Below are 19478 nucleotides of genomic sequence, written 5' to 3' on the forward strand. Positions count from 1 at the left end.
TAATCCCCACCTCCTGATCGACCGCCCACAAAGAGACGAGAAGGCCATTGTCACGTAACAAAACGTTTAAGGACGGCCGGATAGGTTGAGATCCTGGTCTACGATCGATTGCATCGAATCAATCCTCAGGTCGCTCGCCCGCTTTAGCCATCTTCACTAACTTGGGGTCGAAACGGGCTACCGTTTCAACCAAGTCTCGCTGCGCTGCCATCACTTCGTCGATGTCCTTGTATGCCATCGGTACTTCATCGAGTCCGGCCGACATCAATACGACGCCTCGCTCATCCAAGAAACGCTTGACGTCTTTCCAATTGAACTTTGCCTTGGCGGCGGTCCGACTCATCTTGCGTCCCGCACCATGTGATGCGCTCATCAATGACGCTTCGACACCTTTCCCACGTACCAGGTATCCAGGGGTCCCCATCGATCCTGGGATGATGCCCAGCACGCCCTTCCCAGCCGGGGTTGCTCCTTTGCGATGCACGATCAATTCTTCACCACCATGCGTTTCCTTCCAAGCAAAGTTGTGATGGTTTTCAACATCAAGTAATACGTCGACGCCGAGATTCGCCTTGATTGCATTGTGGATACACCAATGGTTCGCAGCCGCGTACTCACCCATCAAGTTCATCGCTTCAAAGTACTCGTGCCCCGCTTCGCTATCTAGGTCGAGCCAAGCCAAATTGGACAGTTCCCGTGGAAGTTCCGGGTGGGCTTGTTTCGCCAACATACTGTAGTGTGCACAAACGGATGCACCGGTTCCACGAGAACCACTGTGGCTCAACAATGCCAAGTAGGTCCCCGCTTCAAGTCCCAAATCAGCTTGATCAAGTGTTAGCATGCCAAACTCGACAAAGTGGTTCCCACTTCCGCTTGTCCCCAATTGCTTCCAAGCCTTGTCTTTGTTGGTTTTTGTGATCGGTGACACGTTCCAATCGGCATCCAAGACATCATGTTGACGCTTTTTGCGAAAAGCGGCTCCAATGCCAAACATCGTTTCACGCTCAATTGCATTCCGCAATCGATCTTGGTCCTTTTGCAGCGTATCGACTGGCAGATCGAGTACGGTCATTTTCATTCGGCATGCGATGTCGACACCAACGGCATAAGGAATAACACAATTCTTGGTTGCCAACACGCCGCCAATCGGCAGCCCGTACCCGAGGTGGGCATCGGGCATAAGTGCCCCCGAAACCGATACAGGCAACTTGCACGCATGGGTCATCTGTTCGACCGCGTTCACATCGAGTTCATCGCCCCATTGTTTCCAAGGTGCGGATTCTTCGCGAGGGATGTACCGAGCTTGTGCGTCGAATACCTCCGTCAGCGACGAAGCGAGCTTTCCCCAAATGGGATCACTTACAAAAGACTGTGGCGTTTGGACCACCTCCGAAACTCGGCTGCGCATGTCCAGTTTGCTCATCTTTTCGCCCGCTGCCTGCTTCGTTGCTTCCATGGCGACCTTCATCGCCGGTCCTTTTGGAACGCCGAGGTTGTTTAGTTCACGAGCTTTCATTGTTTGAGCCTATCCTTTTGAAAATCACACCGGCGCTCTCTAGCGTTATTCTTATTTGATTGTAACGAGTACGGTTTCATCATTGAGTGATTTCGTCTCGATGTTGATCTCTAAGAACCTTTTTTTGACTTGAAGGTTCGTTCGACAGTGACGTTGAGCCGACAAACAATCACAGCGAGCAGCAGATTCGTCACTGCGTGATTGATCGCCGGATCACTCAAGGCACGCGAGGTACGGCAGGCGAAAGATATCATGAGCGAATGGGGACGATGATTGCGACCTGCTGCTTGGTCTTGATTCGTGTTCTCAAACTTTCTTGATTCGTGTTCGTCCCCCCTCTTGAGTGTCGGCGGCAAAGTCGAACCGCTAACCCGGATGATTCATTAGCCGTTTTGGCGATAGCGGCCTGCTGATTTAATCGGTTTGACTCGACTGATTGTTTAACGCCAAGCCATAGGCGACCGCTTATAGAAAAGCTGACGCCTTCGGCTAAGCGTTAAACGATTAAATCGACAGCCCGCTAACGCCAAAATGGCTAATACGCAGACTGTTTTCCGAGCAATGAACGTAAACGCTTTAAGGCGTAGACGTTAGCAAAACAATTTGCAAGCCCATGAATCATCCGGGCTAATGCACGCTAAGCGACGCTAATCAAACCATTCGAAGCAGACCACCGATGCTTGATTAGCGTTCCTAAGCGTCGATTAGCGGTTTTGAGTTGCTGCATGGGCACACCAAATAACCTGAGCGTCCATTCGCGTCCATTCGCCTGATTGGCGGGCAAAGCTCTTTGTCCAGCATTCTGTTAGTGGTTCGCCCGCGAATGGACGCTCATGAAAGTTGAAGAGCCTTTTGTCTAAAGCTAGGAACAACAACGTTCTTTCAGCCACGAATCTCTGGTTTGTTTTTCTGATTCGTGTCAATCCGTGGCGGATGTTAACACCCTATCGCGTCCTTTGTGCTTTCTTGCGGTCCTAAATTCCTAGCTGTATTGCTACTACAAGAGAGCACAAAGGGCTCAAAAGAAAAATGTAGCCGTTCATGGCCGAAGGCCGTGAACGGTTACACGTTCCCGAACCGATGGAAGCCGAGTTGTTAGACGTCTTTGAGACGGTCAGCACGCTTGTATCGACGCTTGGCTATCCCGTCTTTGAACCGCTCGCGAGTCGAAACCCATCCTCGATTACGTTTTTCGTGTCGCAAGAGATGTACGACGCGATCAAAGCGTTGCCGTCGATCGAACCAGCGAAGGCTCGCGAAGATGAGGGGATGGATAAAGAAAGCCTGAAGGTCGTTGGCAAGAATTACAAAGTCGCCTACTGCGAACACAATGGTGTTCATCAGGTTAGAGAGGCATATCGCTTTCTTGCGGAAGGACTCGCCAGTCTAGAAGCGGTATCGTTGATCGGCGGTCATCCCGTTAACGAATACTTGAACGACGAATCTGGGGTGAGCGATTCTGGGGCGAGCGATTCGGAAGAATAGAAGTCGTCAAAAACATTTGCTAACTTCGCGGCTAGTAGTTGCGACGACGTCACGCGAAGTCAACCAACCCATCTTTCTACCCAACCAGCCAACACGCCCGCGACGTCGCCTTTGTGCGGCCTTGTCGCGGGCATTTCTTCCAAACGTTGGGCAACGACCACGCCGCTCGCTGGGAAGTGGTTTTCCGAACATTGACTGCGGGGGAATGTGATCTCGGGTAGTAGGTCCAAACTTTCCACAAATGGCGCAGGTGCCGCGTCTGCTCCGTTTCTGCTTCGCCATACGGCCCTCGTTCAAGACACTAAAGTTTACTGGCACATCCGGCCGCGTATATTATCTCCCACATCTACTAAGAGCGAAACGCGTGATCAACGGTTTGGGTACCTCTGATTGGAAAACGTCGCAACCCGGTGCGTTCCGAACAAAACGAGGGCATCTAGAACAACTTCGATTCCTCTCTCAATAACTCATCGAGGGCCGCGTCGTTGGTTCGTTCTCGCTCGTTGATCGAATTGTCAATCGATGCGATCTGATCGCCCGGCGTACGTGTTGATCGGTCGGATAGGCTATTGATGACCAAAACCGCATCGAGCGGCGTGACCATGTTGTCGCCCGACACGTCAATGAAACCTCCGAAGGAGCTAACGGTTCCGGACGGAAGCTTCCCACCCGGGTTTTCATTGATGAAGTTGATGATCCGAAGCGCATCGCTTGGAGCTACGATTCCGTTATCGTCAACATCAAGCGGGTTACGCTGCTTCATCCATGGCCGCTCCCCTCGCTCGACATCAATTGAGAACGATTGCGTATTGAACAAATCAATGAGTCCCAGTTCAAAAGCTCGAAGCGTCAAAGGGGTTGAGCCAATGAAGCTAGGATTCGGCGTGCCGCTGATCGTCCGAGTCGCAGGATTGAACCGTAGCCAAGATGGCAGCAATTTGTTCTCGCCATAAATAGCCAAACTGAATTCACCGCCCTCGGGATCATAGACAAAGTCCTCGGGCAATTGATACTCGAAGTACTGTCCACTGATTGCTTTCGGTATTTCGAGTGTGCCTGCGAACTTTGGTGTTTCGTTGACATCGTTAACTCGAATATTGACGGTTTGGCGAGCGCTTAATCCGTGACTATCGGTGACTTCGATTTCAAGCGTCCGTTCGGGATCGGTTTCCGCATCCAACATCGTCTCCGGTGCGACCGTGATAAAGCCTGATTGAGGATCGATAACAAATAGATCCTCTGCCGATCCACCGACGATCGTGAATGTCAACGTGTCGCGACGATCTTGGTCGGTCGCTCGAACTCGTCCCACCTGCGCACCCGCTTTCACCGATTCGGACACTGCGATCGACTGCGTCAAAATCATCGGTGCCTCGTTGCGATCAAGGATTTGAACTGCAAGTGTACTTCTAACGCCGATGCTCTCACCACCGATCCGCTTCACTTCGAACACGAGCTGACCGCTCGATTTCGTTTCGAAATCGAAGTTAGTGTTTTTAGCAATCGTCAAATTCCCGGTCACATCATCAAAGACAAAATAGCTCGCGAAATCAGATGCAATCATTTCAAGTTTGAACTCACCTTCGGCTCCTTCAGGATCCATCACGGACAACTGCGTCAATAGCGAGCCTCCGGTAGCATCTTCGGGAACGGCTATCGATTGGTTGCTGAGAGTGGGGGCCTCGTTGACATCGGAGACACGGATGGTCAGCGTTTGAACCATCGAATTGGGTGGCGTTCCCGTGTCGATGATCCGCACGTCGATTTGGTATTCGCTTTGAGTTTCGAAGTCGATCACGACTCCATCGCGAGTGGAAAGGATACCATCGCGGCTTACGATAAACGTATTGATACCGTTTCCAGCAACGATTTCGAAGAGATGAGTTTGGCCTCGATCAGCATCTTCGACGACCAAACGTTCGACGCGTCCTGTCTGATTCTCGTCCATCGTAATCACATTCGTCTTGAGAAGGGGTGGATCGTTCTCATCGACCACTTGGATCCGTTTGGTAAGCGTCGTGACAGCCGCCGGTACGGCACTATCACGGACTTCGAGTTCAAGCGTCAAATCCATGGGTGATTCAAAATCGAATGTTGCACCGGGCTTAACGGTCACAATACCCGTCGTTGGATCGACGGATAGCAAATTGGTAGCCGTTCCTCCCGTTACCAAGAAGGACAGCGTTTGATTCATCGCTTTGTCGGGATCGAACGCTTGAATGCGCCCTACCTGTTGGCCTGCTTGAGCCAATTCGCGAATCTGCAATGGATTGTCTGCAACGACCGGGGCCTCATTCATATCGGTTAAGCGGATGATCACGCGCATCGTTGCCGAGGCTCCTAAGGGGTCAGTCGCCAAGACATTGAATCGCAGAGTCGACTGAGCTTCAAAATCGACTTTTGCATTCGCCGATATACGAAGCTCGCCTGTCAATTCGTCGATTGAGAAGGGGAAATCGGTTTCGGGATCGAGAACATTTCCATCAATGTCGCGAATCGGGCTGGTCGCAACGATGCTATAGCGGACGACCTGTGCATCGGCATCGTTTGCTTCGATCACACCCAACACGGTTTCGACCGCCTGGTTTTCGGCGATTTCAAAGACAGCTTCACGGTCGATTGTCGGAGCCGAGTTGATCCGTACATCATCGATAAACTCAAAATTCTCGTAGCGTGCAACTTCGATTCTCCGAGGCTCGGCACCAATTAGCGGCTCGCCACGATTGTCCGTTGAGACGGTCAAGTCGTAGACGCCCGGAAACAAGTGTTTGATTTCATATTCACCTCGGTCATCGGTGACGGCGTGCGGTTCAAGTTGGTCGAAGGTAAACCGGTCAAATCGGCCAAAGGAGCTACCGTCCAAATGCGAATCACTATAGGCCATCACATATGCAATGTCTTCATCGGAAGCTGAAAGCGAAATGGTTTGCCGTGCCGAACCGATCAAACGGCGACTGCGAACAAAACCGATGATTTCCCCTTCGGCATTGAATGCATCGAGGCGTCCATACGTCGCCGAGGAACTGCCATCGTTCCCAATGACGTCGATTGAAACAGCCGAAACGGGGTCAAAAAAATCGAACCGTAGTTTCCTGGATTCTCCAAACCAATCGAAACTGCCATCGTTAAAGACTCGATTGACAAGACGATCGGGAAAGTCATATTGACTTTCGGAGCGGATATCATCATCGAATCTTCCCGACGAACCGTATAAACTGATCGATACTCCATCCACCGCATGCCGCAAATCCATTGATTCAACCGTTTGGTTACTGCCATCACGGATTACCAAGTCATCTGGTTCGACGACATGCCGGATGACATCCAACGTTCCGTTTTGGTTTGTATCGGCAAACACGACCAAACCGGATGCTGCAATGGCATCGCGAGCGGGGCCATCGCCGCTTACACGATTTTCAAAAATAGCACCCCGAACGCCTCCGACAAAGTTACTCTCACCGACATGGTCGAGCGGCAAGCCTTGAAAAGCAATAGGACTGGGCGGCCCCCAAAAACCAGATACGATTTCCAAACCCGTTCCCGAGTTCTGTGTTGCTCCCCCGACCCAGTCATTGGCGTCGCTACCGATGGAATCGCCAATTCGCCCGGCATATTCGGCTCCCTCGCTGAGTACGATTGGAACGCCCGGTTTTGTTTGAATGTTGATATCACCTATGCCGATATCACGAAAGACAATGTCGCCGTAAGCATAGCTGGGGCCGCCCACAAAATTTTGCATGGAAAGCGAATCGATCGTCGTCCAATTCGCCGCCACACCGTCTGGATCCCAAAAGCCGTCTTTGTCTAAGTCGATATTGTCCGTGATCGAGGGCGCGATATCGCTTTGAACAAGCATATATGCCTTGCCACCAATGACGGACCAAAAGTCGCGGTCGCTCGAATGAATTCCTTCTGGTAGGCCGGCGAAGGAGTCGGTAAGACTTTCGTAAACACTCGAATCAGGATGGATTGCGTCATTCGCATCACCGGTCACAAAAACCATGAACCCGTTGCTGCCAAACGACAACCCGCCGAGGTCAAAGACTTGATTGACGTCACCTTGTCCGGTCGCGTACTCCTCAATGACAACCACGTAGGTGCCATCCGGGACCACGCCACTTTTGGGCCCGCGTAGTTCCAAATAGGGAGACGTGTCGCCATAGACTTCATTGATAACAATCTCATCGCCGCGACTTTCCGTTCCGATTTCCGAGGTGACGACGTTGCTTTGCACCTCAGACCACGGAGCGTCCGAAGGTTCGTGAATGGATTCGGAATTTAGATCTTGAAACACGTCGCCAGTGACGACTGCCAAGAGTTGTCGCGATTCCAACTTTTCGAGCACGTGGCGTCGAAGCGTTTTCCTGGAACGCGCCTGCCGAACTTTCCTTGACAATCGCGAAGACTTCGATGAATTGTTTTTCATGGATCTATTAGCCGAAGAGAGAATGAACTAAAATGCCCTTTGCTTTGCTGCTTTGGGTGACTTTAAGCATCCCTAGACAGGCTTTCGCGGAAGAACGAGACCCCTAAGATAAGTGGGGTCCAACCAGAATACAACCAACGGTCACTACCAATTTAAAGAATGCTAGTAGGAGCGATAGGAATTCAGAATGGCGTTTCCTGCTGACTTTATTGCGATCGACTTCGAGACCGCGAACCGACGAAGCGATAGTGCCTGCCAATTGGCGGCCGTCGTTGTGCGCGGCGGTGAGGTATGCGATTCAAAGATGTGGATGATTCGCCCCGAGCCGTTCTTTTTCAGTCCTATGAACATCGAAATTCATGGGATTTCACCCAACGATGTCGCAGATGAACCTGATTTCGGCGAACTTTGGCACGATATTGCCGACTACTTCCGGCTGCCGCCAGGGCAGAGTCGGGCACCCTGTTTGGTTGCTCACAATGCCTCCTTCGATATCGGTGTTTTAATCGCTTGCCTGAAAACGCATCGGTTACCAATCCCCGAGATGCAGTACACCTGCACCCGTTCGATTGCCCGCCAGACGTGGCCGGATCGGCCCCGCTTCGGCCTTAAACCGCTGTCCGATTGGTTGGGGGTTCGTTTCAGACACCACGACGCACTCGAAGACTCGATTGCTTGTGCGAAAATTCTTTTAGCCGCTGGTGCCGACCTGAATGCAACGTCGCTCGAGGATTTGGAGCAACGCTTAAAGCTATCGCGAGGAACGGCAGGGGCATGGGGAAAACGCGGGCCAGCAAAATCGAGATCACGTCGAGGGAAATCAACTGGCACCACCAAGCCAAATGGTTTCGGAAAGGTCCAACCACCTAACGGCGACACGTTTGATCAAGCGAAAGCATTCGAATTGCAGCGATTGTTTGTACGTGCAGAGTTCATTCGGCCGTTACAAAACCAGTCCATCGTCTTTTCGGGTGAACTCCGTTCGCTTAACCGTGAAGAAGCCGAATCGTTGGCGCAGCGACTCGGTGGTGAGTGCCAAGCGGATGTCGAAGAGAGCACGAACCTATTAGTGGTAGGTCATTCGTCGCAAAGCGTCCAAGAAGTATCTGCTAGACGCTACCAAGCATCGGGAAGTTCGATTCGGATTTTGAATGAGGATGAATTCTTGGGGCTCATTGTCTCCGGGCTAGGCATTACCTGAAAACGTAGGCTGCGTGTTTAGTGGCTGTAGCTTCCCGCCGCACGTTCTTCTCAACTGGGGCTGGAAGCCCCAGCCACATCAAAAAAACAAAATGCTCTACGATGCCTAATAGGGCGTAACCATAAGCTTGACGCCTTGCTGTTTGAGGTTTGCTTGAAAAGCGGTTTCAATCTCGCTGAGCGGATAGGAATCGGTCACCAATTCCTCGACCGGTAATCCAATCTTTTCAGCGCGTTCAAGGAAGTGGTAGGCATTGGGGTACTCCCAACTGCCGTACGCCCAACTGCCGAGGAGCGTCAATTCCTTCTTGCAGATATCCAGATGTGGATTGTAGGTTGCGGTACCCGCATCAACAAAATGCCCGACTTCGCAAATCGCTCCCCCTCGGCGAATGTATTTGAAAAGGTTGCTTGCCGCTTGTGGAACACCTGTGACTTGAAAACCAAAATGGGCACCGAGCCCCTTGGTCCAATCACCGACCTGGGCGGCCACTCCATCGGCATCTTCATAGTTGTGGTAATTGATTGTGTGGTCGGCCCCCAACCGCTTGGCCATCGCCAAACGGTCGTCATTGCCGTCAATCGCTATGATGGTGTTGATGCCATAGGTCCTTAGCACGGCGACCATCAAAAGGCCAATGGGACCACAGCCTTGAACAATGACGCGGCTACGGAAATTCAGAATCGAACCGCAGTTCTTCGCTCGTTCAAGTGCATGGCAAACGACCGTCGCCGGTTCGATCAAGACACGTAGTTTCAAGCTGATGTCGTTGACAACGAAGATCGATGAACCAGGCCGTATAATGACGTATTCTGCAAAGTATCCGTTGAGATGATCGTTGGGTGTGTCGGGCAACAAACCGTAGATCCGCATGTCGTCGCAAAGGTTTGCCTTTTGCGGGTTGTACTTTGCAATCATGCAAGAATCGAGCGTCTCCATGATACTGGTGACCACCTTGTCACCGATTCGGATTGGTTTTCCGACGCTATCAATTTTCCACTGCGATCCCAACTGGACCACCTCCCCCGTCCCTTCGTGCCCAAGCACAACGGGGCAAAGATCGAAGGGGTCGTGCTTGTAGCAGTGAATGTCGGTTCCGCAAATCCCGCATCCTTCGACACGAATAAGCAGTTCATCGTCAGCAATTTCTCGAAGTGGAAATTCGCGAATCTCCAGTTGTTGCTTGGCGACCAAGACGGCAGCACGTACTTTTTGACCTGACGCTGCTTGACCCGATGAAGCCGCGAGTGACGGCTTGGCATTCGTCTGTAAATGATCCGCAACGGAGGAACGAATAATGTCCTGAACTTTTTGCAGATCCATAAAATGAAAGACTTTTCACTTTGAGAAAAAATAGAGACGATACGATATCTTGTAGAGACGATAGTCTAGTTCAAGATTGGCTCCGTGGAAGTCGCGGGGGGGGATGTAGGCGAAAAGAATGTACTTAATGGGTTCCGAGATAGGGACAACCCTATCTCGACCATTGGTTCCGGAGGTGCGTGTTGAAGGCTCGCGAATGCCAGGCATCCGCTCCGCGTCACCATCACGATGGAATCGATGCTGTTTTTTAGACTTCCCAGCCTGCTCGGTAATCGCGGCGGACAAATTCATTGACCTCCGGAACGTTGGGGCTAGAGAGTGTTTTGGCATCCCATTCGATTCGTTGCCCTGCTTTGGCTCGCATGGTCAAGTTGCCTGCTAGGATGGTTTCGGTCAACCGACCTGCGTAGCTAAAGTTGGACATCGGACCTGGTTCGTATTGCCCCTTGACCGATTCGACGAATTCCCACTTATGCCGCTGGTCGACGTCTCCATTGAAAGGAACGCGGGGCAAGGTTTGCGCTGGCGCCTCAAAGTCAGCGAAGTCGTCTTCGGGAAGCAGATGGTATTTGGAGCTGTAGTCGTCGGGCGAAAACAGTGAACCTTTGCTTCCTACTAGCAACGCGCCACTTGTCTTTCTGCCACCCGCTTTCTGGGCTTCAATTCGCTTTTTGAACGAACTGGGAAGTTGAGCCAGGACGTCATCGGAAGGCAATTCGCCACCGTCGTACCAGAACAATTTACAAGCAGGCAAACCTTCACGTTCGGGGAATTCGAACATTAACGCTGAGCTGTTCGGGTAGGTTTCTCCTTCGAAGATGCCAGGATTCTTAATGCCGGTCATCGCAATGGGATCCCAAAGTTTAAGAGCCATCACGGGCATATTGGTCGTGTGGCAGGCCATGTCACCGAGAGCTCCGGTGCCGAAGTCCACCCAGCCACGCCAATTGAACGCGTGATAGGCTCCTTCTACAAATGGTCGCATCGGAGCAGGTCCAATCCAAGCGTCCCAGTTCAGTTCTTCGGGAATCGGATCTTCGCCAACTGGTCGGCCTTTGCCTTGCGGCCAAATCGGACGGTTGGACCAAATATGGACTTCCGAAACGTCGCCAAGGGCTCCGCCTTGAATCACTTCGACCGCTTCACGCATCCCATCCTCGGATGTGCCCTGGTTACCCATCTGAGTAACAACCCCCGTTTCCTCGGCTGTTTCTCGCATCAACCGTGCTTCGCCGATCGACCATGTCAAAGGTTTTTGGCAATAGATGTGCTTCTTCATCCGCATCGCACGAACGGCGGCGGCGGCGTGCGTGTGGTCGGGTGTCGAAACGGTAACGATGTCAATTTTATCGCCCAGCGAGTCAAGCATTTCCCGAAAGTCATCAAACTTTTTGGCCTCGGGGAACTCGCGTCCTTTCTTCGTCAACGTGCGTCCATCGCAATCGCACAATCCGACGATCGAAACCCCCTGCTCAGCGATATGGCTGGTGTCGCTGCTGCCCTTACCGCCGACCCCAATACATGCAGCGGCCAAACCCTGCAGCGGTGAATCCTCAGCCCGAGTGGCTGGCGACAAGCTTGTAAAAAAGCCAACGCTGGCACCGAGGGCTGCGCTACGGCCGATAAAATCTCGACGAGTTGTACTACGATTGTTCATCTGATTGACCTTGTGGAAACAAGAAAGGTGGGGGTTCACTAAGAACTCAGAAGCAGGAAATAATCCGTTGGCAGCCCGTTCGTTAACACGTGGTGAGGGTACTAACGGCAAAACTCATCCGCAACGATCCCTTGGCCCGTTGCTTGGATGGCGGTAGGGAGGAACATTAACGCTTTGACAAACGCTTTGCCAGTGCTTTTTCGGAAAGCGGCATGATTTCTGCGGCACCACCCGGGTTGAAGATTAGATCCTCGCGACTAGGCGTTGTCTCTGAATTTTCGTATTGAACCAAGTATGCACCGACTTGCATTCCAGCATGTTCGTAGATGGGAGGCCAAAACTCTTCACCGCGAATCGCCAACGTCTTCGCCAAAAGCCTCGTGGCGCGGCCAGAAAATCCACTCAATACCATATCCAAGCGGCCAAGCGCTTCACGGTAGATGTAGAACACGAGTGCTGAGTCCTTTCCATTGCCGCCCGCATACGCCCACGTCCCATCATCCTTCTCGTAATAGAAGCCTGGCTCGGCGGCGTCCTCGTTTTTGCTCAACCGCGTACCGGCCGAGGCCGCACCCGGTTTGGGATCACTATCGCGGTATCGCAAAAAGAATGGGCATGAGCGGGCCGAGACATCATCGACATCATCCTCGGTGACGAACGGAGTGCATCCAAACGCATCGGAGAACATCAGTTCCACGACGGGATTGCTCTTGACGCTGCCGATGCACACCATGCCACGGTCATTCTGAGCTTGTACAAAGCCTTCGAACACCTCTTCGGCCCGTTGGCGTGCATCTTCGAACGAGACTTGGCCGGGGCTCCACACGAGCGTTTGTTGCAAACGATCGGGCATTGGCAATTCGACCGTTTTCCCTTCTTCATTCTCCAAATGACTCTTGTGTTTTGCCGCTCCCCCAAGAGTCGAAACACCATTGAGCAATTCGCCAAACAGCACCGAGTCACTGGCGACGACCGTTGCGTTCTCAGGCGAATCGTCACCGTTGTTTTGACGAACTCCGACCACGATCTCAATCTCGCTTCGCCGCGCCAGCAGCTCCCAGAAATTCTCAGCATTGACAGCGAACAAAGCACCAGGCAATTGCTCGGCTGTCGCATAACCATGATCAATCAAGTAATCGCAAAGACGCGACAGTGCATCCAATGGAATGTATTTTGCTTCGTTCTTGAGCAATGAGGCTACTTGATGCCGGTCTAAGCCTGTATGCTCAACTATCGATTTGATCGTGCCCGGTCGCTTGCGACGATCAGGGGTGTGGCCAAGTAGTTCCGCGAGCCGAAAAGCGTATCTCATATTTCGTTATTGAAGTCGAGTAGTTGGGGTTTTCAAGAGCCGTATTGTATCACGAAGTCATCGGACGGGAGAGAATACGTCAAAAAGTAGAAAAAAAGTTTCAAAAAAGGCGTTTTTCTACCCACATTGGCCGCCAATGCAGTATTTGAATGCCCAAACAGGCATGGATGCTGGGTTTGCTAACCCCACGTTTGTCCTCAAATTGCGATAAAATCGTCCCCAAACGGCACGCCCATGCGGAGACCTCTCCTTGCCAAAAATCGCTCCCCCCCCTTCAGAACGGAACCTCTTGGCCAATTCCCTTTGAGCGTTGATCCAATTGTCCGAAGTCTCTGGAGTACACGCGGTGTTTGGAATACACGCGGTGTTTGGAATACACGCGGTGTCTGGAATACGCGCGGTGTCTGGAATACGCGCGGTGTCTGGAGTACGCGCGGTGTCTAACTGTCAACCACTGAGTGACTGTTGTATCGATTCAAGCCAAGCAGCCAGCGAAGCGGAGGGAAGTTTTTGGCTTTGGCATGGAATCATCCAGCGTAGAGAGCGCGATTTTAGTAACGCCAAATACTCGTTCCGCCGTGTTGGCAACCATCCGGTATTCAAGCAGATCGCAGACGTTGGGTGCGGATCAAATGCAGGTCCTTTTACATACACGCATCATTGTTCTCTGTTTTGTTGGTAGCTGGTAGAATTGCGGGGTATCGAGCGGAAGTTCGGTCATCGCTCACGACAGCAGACGGTATCTGGCAATCGCCGTGCCAATCCGTGGCGAGATTAGCGGCGTCTCTTCGGACGTTGAGTTTTTACGAGTCTCGGAGAGACTCGGCTACTAGTTTTTATGAGTCTCGGGGAGACTCAGTTATGAGTTTTTACGAGTCTCGGAGAGACTCGGCTACTAGTTTTTATGAGTCTCGGGGAGACTCGGTTATGAGTTTTTACGAGTCTCGGAGAGACTCGGCTACTTTACAAAGGTTCTATTCCAACATGCCTCCTCGCAACCTGACCATTCTGATTATCGCGTTTCTCGCCTCCTCCGCTTGTTATGTCACCCACCGGCGTGCCAAGACAGCGATCATGGTTGGGGATGCGATGGAGATGATCAACAACTATTACGTGGACCCCGTGGAGGAAGACCAACTGCTTGTCGCGGCCATGAACGGGATGACATCGCTACTCGATCAAAATAGTGAGTACATCACGTCCGAGTACTATGAGTCGTTCCGCAATAGCATTCAGCAAGAATTCGCCGGTATTGGGATCTATGTGGACCAGCCAGTTGCGGGCGAACCGGTACGTATCATTACACCCTTGGTCGGGTCTCCGGCGATCAAAGCCGGCTTGCTACCCGCTGATCAGATCATTCGGGTCGATGGGCGAGACGTCTCTGAAATGAGCCTTGGGGAAGTCACCGCAGCGTTGAAAGGGGTGATTGGCACGACCGTTGAGGTTCGCATCCGTCGCCGCAGCGGAGAAGACGGCGGTTGGAAGGAGATGGTGTTTACCGTCGAGCGAGCAACGATTGAGTTGGAATCGGTGATTGGATCGAGACGCGGCCCAAACGATGAGTGGATTTACCGACTCGAGGAAGACTCCACCATCGCCTACATCCGCCTGACCAGCTTTGGTGATCGGACGATCGAAGAGCTTCGTAAAGTTCTTGTCGAGCTTGACAATGACTTTCGTGGCATGGTCATCGACGTCCGCGGCAACGGAGGCGGATTACTATACAGTGCGATCGATATTGCGGATATGTTTTTAGAATCGGGAGCGATTGTTTCAACGCGTGTTCGAGGCGGGAAAATCGAAGCGGAATATGAGGCAAAACCAGGAACGTTGGTGGCCGTCGATAAACCGCTCGCGGTTTTGATCGACGAAAATTCGGCAAGTGCTAGCGAGATTTTGGCTGCCGCTCTCAAGGACAACAAACGAGCAACCATCGTCGGAACTCGCAGTTATGGCAAAGGAACGGTACAAAATGTTCTGCCACTTCAGTATGGACGTAGTGCCCTGAAACTGACTGTCGCACGATACTATCGTCCCAACGGCAAAAATATTCACCGTAGTAAAGAGGCAACCGAAGAGGACGAATGGGGGGTTTCTCCCGATGACTCGATGCGTATCGAACTGGACGACAAAACTCGGTTGGCGCTTGTAGAGCATTGGACTCGTGCGTCCTACCCGAGTTTATCCGAGGCCGCGCTCGAGGAAGTGCGGGCGAAATTCAAACCGGCCAACCCGGAGGAGGACGAGTCGATACCAGATGCAGAAATTGGCGCCTCGATAGAAACAGGCAGCTTGATGTCGATCGATCCGCAGTTGAGAAAAGCGGTCGAAAGCCTTAGAAGCCATTAACGTAGAACGGACTGAATTCGGCTTCACATCCGTTATCACCCGAGTGAGGGTTACGGTGAGGCCGTCTTAGGACGGCTCGATGTGCTCTCCGCGGGCAATCACGACCAGACCGCTGGCACTGACCGTAAACCCACGCTGCGCATCGGCGACGGGGTCGTAGCCGATTTCAACCCCCTCTGGGATGTGAACATCTTTATCGATGATCGCGCGACGGATCCGGGAACGACGACCGACTTCGACGCCATCAAACAGAATACTGTCTTCGATATGGGCGTAGCTATTCACGCGAACGTTGGAGCCGATCACACTTCGGGCGACCACGCCGCCGCTCAGAATAGCTCCTTGGCAAACGATTGAATCGAGCGCTTCGCCGCGCCGCGGCGATGAGCCTTCGCTGCCAAACACGAACTTTGGTGGCGGCAACATCGGTTGATAGGACCGGATCGGCCACACACGATCGTAAAGGTTTAGTTGAGGATCGACACCGATCAAATCCATATTGGCTTCGTAATAGGCATCGATAGTCCCCACGTCGCGCCAATACGCATCCGATTTGCGGTTTTCATCCAAGAAGGGAAACGCGAAAACGCGGTGCTTATCGATCGCAGCAGGAATGATGTTTTTTCCAAAATCGTGCGAACTTTCCTCGCGCGTCGCGTCGTCACAAAGTTGCTCATACAAAAACCTGGCGTTGAACACATAGATTCCCATGGACGCCAAACAGACTTCGGGATCTTCGGGTGTCGGAATCGGGTGGTCGGGTTTTTCTTGGAAACCGGTTAAGCGATGCTCTTGGTCGGTTTGCAAAACACCGAATTGAGTCGCCTCGCGAGGCGACACCCGCAACGCACCGATCGTAATATCGGCTCCCATTTCTCGGTGAAAATCGACCATCGGCTTGTAGTTCATTTTGTAAATATGATCGCCTGCCAAAACAACGATGTCTTTTGGCTGAGCCCGTTCGATCGCATAGATGTTTTGGTAAACGGCGTCGGCAGTGCCCTGGTACCAATTGTCATCGATCCGCTGCTGCGGCGGCATGACATCAATGAACTCGCCAAGCTCTCGGCAGAAATAGTTTCGCCATGCCAAGTTGATATGGCGATCAAGCGATTGCGCTTTGTACTGAGTCAACAGCATCAATCGTCTCATCCCGCTGTTGAGACAATTGCTGAGCACAAAGTCGATGATTCGGTAAAGGCCACCGAAAGGGACGGCCGGTTTTGCACGGTCTCGCGTCAAGGCTTCCAACCGAGAACCTCGTCCGCCTGCTAAAATGACTGTCAAAGTGTCGCGCATCGAAATGATTGCTCCTTGCTTTTTAACTGCACAAATGCTTCCAAGCTGAAAAAGCGACGAAATCCCGAACATTCTCGCCACACCAACGCACTACGAGCATAGCAGAATCGTATCCTTTAACGCGACCCACGGTTTGCCTTTTGAGTGGCCCAAACGTTATCCTATTTTCTGCCGGAAGTTCCGGTACTCCAACTCTTTTTCGGCCCGTAGAAGCCAATATCAATCGGTTAGAATATTCCGATTCGTTTCGATAGATAACTAGGAGAAGCTGTGATGAGTAGATTGTGGAAAAAATTGAGCATCCTGTTTACCGCCATGATTGTCGGCTCCCTTTTGACGGCCGTGGTGATGAGTTTGCCCGAGCGGATGCAGGGTGACATATCGGCGCAGGACCAAATGCCGCAACGAAGGTCGGGTCTACACGCCGCCGCCCCCCCAGTAGCGAACTCGCCACAAAATCTTGCGACCGCTCAGGATTTGTCCTCTTCGTTTCGCAATGTCGCCGAAATGCTACGGCCGAGTGTCGTCAGCATTAGCACGAAGCAAACCGAGATCATCAATGGAGGATATGAGGGTTTACCACCAGGTTTTCAGCGTCAATTGCCGCCCGGTTTTGAAGAGTTCTTTGGCGGCGGTCGGTTGCGTCCGCAGAAACGTGAGTCCGAAGGCATGGGCAGTGGGGTCATCGTCCGTCGTGACGGATATATCTTGACCAACAATCATGTCGTCGAAGGTGCCGATACCGTTACGGTTGAACTGAGCGACGATACAATGATTCAAGCCAAGGTGATCGGAGCCGATCCGCAAACCGACTTGGCGGTTTTAAAGATCGATCGCGATGGGCTGCGTCCCGTCTCGTTCGGGAGCTCGGATGAAATTCGCGTCGGAGACTGGGTGTTGGCAATCGGCAGCCCCTTTGGTTTGGATCAAACCGTTACCGCCGGAATCATTAGTGGCAAGAACCGCGTTCAAGGTATCGTCGATGATGGCAACGGTTTTGAAGATTTTTTGCAGACCGATGCGGCGATCAACCCAGGCAACTCGGGTGGTCCACTCGTCAATCTGCGAGGCGAATTGGTGGGGATCAATACCGCGATCCTTTCCCGCAGCGGAACGAGTGCGGGAATTGGATTCGCGATTCCTGTTTCATTAGCCCGCCCCGTGTTTGAATCCATCATCGAAACAGGTCAGGTGCATCGCGGCTTCCTGGGAGCCCAAGTTGTCGATGTGACGCCCGCGACGATTCAGAAGTTCGACTTATCCGTCCGCTCCGGGGCTTTGATCGGTGCGGTTTTGGAAAACCAACCTGCCGCGAAAGCTGGATTGCAACCAGGCGATGTGGTCACCAAGGTCGATGATCGACCGATCAAATCAGGTACGCAGCTTCGCAACTACATTGCGAGCCGGGCGCCAGGATCGATCGTCGTGATGGACGTCACGCGAAACGGGGCGTCGCTTCAAGTAAGCGTCAATTTGCAAGAACGAACCAATGCCGCAATGGCGATGTTCGGTAGCGGTAGCGTGCTCGGTGCGACGCTCGTTCCGGTCACTCCCGAATCGGCCCGCGATTATGGTTATGATCAGCTCGAGAGTGGTTTGATCGTGACCGGAATTGAAGACGGATCGGTTGCAGACCGCGGCGAATTGCAAGTCGGTGATGTGATTGAATCGGCCGCGGGGATCGAAGTCTCCTCAGCAGATCGCTTGTCGCTGATTGTCGCTGAGGCTGCTAAACAAGGGCAGCCTCTGCGGTTGGTCGTCCGCCGCGGCAATAGCCGGATGTTGTTGGTCGTTCGCTAATTGTCGACGCGTCTCTCTCGGGACATTCGAAACGTCGCTCCATTTCCGATCCGCCTTCGGTGGGCGAAAATGGAGCGCGGGAGCGGGGAGATGCATTTTCGTGCGTTGTGAAGCAGAGCCCCTGTGTCGTTGTGCCATCGACACAGGGGCGAAGCGAGGCGAATGGGAAGGACCAAAATCAGCAACGGACAAATCATTGCCTCCGGAGACGCCAAATTCTTGCAATTTTGCACCGCTGCAGGAACGATCCTCGTCGATTGTTGGGATAATGCTTGCGATTTGGATGCTCGCTACTTACTATTAGCATAGAGTTTTGTTCCATCTTCCCCTCTTTGGTGTCCTACTTGTGAGTCTTTCTGAGGTTGATCGCCAGCTTCTTCAACATTGTCTTGATGGGGCTCCGCGCGCTTGGCAGAACTTTGCTGACCGGTTTCTGGGGTTGGTCGTGCATGTGGCGAACCATACGGCTGAGTCGCGAGGTTTTTCGCTCGATAGCTCGACGCGAGACGATTTGGTCGCGGAAGTCTTTTTGGCAATCATTGCAAACGACTTTGGCGTGCTGCGCCGGTTTCGTCGCAATTGCTCGCTGGCGACCTATTTGACAGTGATTTCTCGACGTGTAATCGCTCGGCGTTTGGCAGCAGCCGGGCGAACGGCTCGCCCCGTTGGCGATATTCGTTCTGCTGCAGATTCTCAGGCCGAATCCGATAACGGAGCCGCCTCCCGAATCGAAGATCAGGAACAGGTCCAACAGTTACTCTTGCGGCTCGATCCCCAAGAAGCCAACGTGGTTCGCATGTACCACCTCGAGGGCAAATCCTATCAAGAGATTAGCCAAACCGTCGGCATGGCTGAAAACAGCATCGGCCCCGTCTTGAGTCGGGCTCGAGCAAAGATGAGATCCTAAGAAGCCGGCCACGCCAACGATTGGGCCGGGCGGATGAAGGGCCGGGCGGATGAAGGGCCGGTGAAGGACGTCCAAAGTCTGGCGACTTCGGCTACGAGCTACCCTGCGTTGGATCGACCGTGGTGGATCGACCGTCGTGGAAACGGCCTGTCGATTTAATCGTTTAACGCTTAGCCGAAGGCGTCAGCTTTCCCATAAGC

The 19478-nt window shown here is 52.6% G+C and carries 11 protein-coding genes; 5 read left to right on the top strand and 6 right to left on the bottom strand.

What is annotated here, in order from left to right:
• Positions 1-118 precede the first annotated feature (118 nt).
• Positions 119-1516 carry an RtcB family protein gene (locus Q31b_RS12570; protein ID WP_146600056.1) on the bottom strand — a complete coding sequence of 466 codons (1398 nt, stop codon included), beginning with the start codon at positions 1514-1516 and terminating at the stop codon, positions 119-121.
• A 1041-nt stretch (positions 1517-2557) separates the two neighbouring features.
• Here Q31b_RS12570 and Q31b_RS29015 point away from each other — a divergent pair.
• Positions 2558-3001 (top strand): hypothetical protein, encoded by a 444-nt coding sequence (locus Q31b_RS29015; RefSeq protein ID WP_231617531.1) that lies wholly within the window; start codon positions 2558-2560, stop codon positions 2999-3001.
• A gap of 436 nt (positions 3002-3437) precedes the next feature.
• Here the strand turns inward: Q31b_RS29015 and Q31b_RS12585 are convergent, their stop codons facing one another.
• Positions 3438-7346 carry a cadherin domain-containing protein gene (locus Q31b_RS12585; RefSeq protein WP_197171450.1) on the bottom strand — a complete coding sequence of 1303 codons (3909 nt, stop codon included), beginning with the start codon at positions 7344-7346 and terminating at the stop codon, positions 3438-3440.
• Positions 7347-7614: 268 nt separating this feature from the next.
• Here Q31b_RS12585 and Q31b_RS12590 point away from each other — a divergent pair, with 268 nt between their 5' ends.
• A complete protein-coding gene (locus Q31b_RS12590) occupies positions 7615-8628 on the top strand; it encodes an exonuclease domain-containing protein (RefSeq protein WP_146600058.1) in 1014 nt (337 codons plus the stop codon).
• A 105-nt stretch (positions 8629-8733) separates the two neighbouring features.
• On the opposite strand, the gene Q31b_RS12595 is transcribed toward Q31b_RS12590, so the two are convergent.
• The 3 genes from Q31b_RS12595 to Q31b_RS12605 form a co-directional block, all read right to left on the bottom strand.
• Complete coding sequence (locus tag Q31b_RS12595) at positions 8734-9951, bottom strand: zinc-dependent alcohol dehydrogenase (RefSeq protein WP_146600059.1); 1218 nt, start codon at positions 9949-9951, stop codon at positions 8734-8736.
• Positions 9952-10198: 247 nt separating this feature from the next.
• A complete protein-coding gene (locus tag Q31b_RS12600; RefSeq protein ID WP_146600060.1) occupies positions 10199-11608 on the bottom strand; it encodes a Gfo/Idh/MocA family oxidoreductase in 1410 nt (469 codons plus the stop codon).
• Positions 11609-11774: 166 nt separating this feature from the next.
• On the bottom strand, positions 11775-12920 hold the full coding sequence (locus tag Q31b_RS12605) for a helix-turn-helix domain-containing protein (RefSeq protein ID WP_146600061.1): 1146 nt from the start codon (positions 12918-12920) through the stop codon (positions 11775-11777).
• 984 nt (positions 12921-13904) lie between these two features.
• Here Q31b_RS12605 and Q31b_RS12610 point away from each other — a divergent pair.
• Complete coding sequence (locus Q31b_RS12610; protein ID WP_146600062.1) at positions 13905-15272, top strand: S41 family peptidase; 1368 nt, start codon at positions 13905-13907, stop codon at positions 15270-15272.
• Between the two features lie 66 nt (positions 15273-15338).
• On the opposite strand, the gene glgC is transcribed toward Q31b_RS12610, so the two are convergent.
• Entirely contained in the window at positions 15339-16571 is a 1233-nt protein-coding gene (gene glgC / locus Q31b_RS12615; protein ID WP_146600063.1) for a glucose-1-phosphate adenylyltransferase, read from the bottom strand.
• Positions 16572-16844: 273 nt separating this feature from the next.
• Between glgC and Q31b_RS12620 the strand changes: the two genes are divergently transcribed.
• Together Q31b_RS12620 and Q31b_RS12625 are read left to right on the top strand one after the other, a co-directional pair.
• Positions 16845-18371, top strand: coding sequence for a Do family serine endopeptidase (locus tag Q31b_RS12620; RefSeq protein ID WP_146600064.1), 1527 nt, complete (start codon positions 16845-16847; stop codon positions 18369-18371).
• Positions 18372-18717: 346 nt separating this feature from the next.
• Positions 18718-19278, top strand: a complete 561-nt coding sequence (locus Q31b_RS12625) for an RNA polymerase sigma factor (protein WP_146600065.1) — start codon at positions 18718-18720, stop codon at positions 19276-19278.
• The last annotated feature ends 200 nt before the right edge of the window (positions 19279-19478 follow it).

Source organism: Novipirellula aureliae (genome assembly GCF_007860185.1).
GTDB classification, from domain to species: Bacteria; Planctomycetota; Planctomycetia; order Pirellulales; family Pirellulaceae; genus Novipirellula_A; species Novipirellula_A aureliae.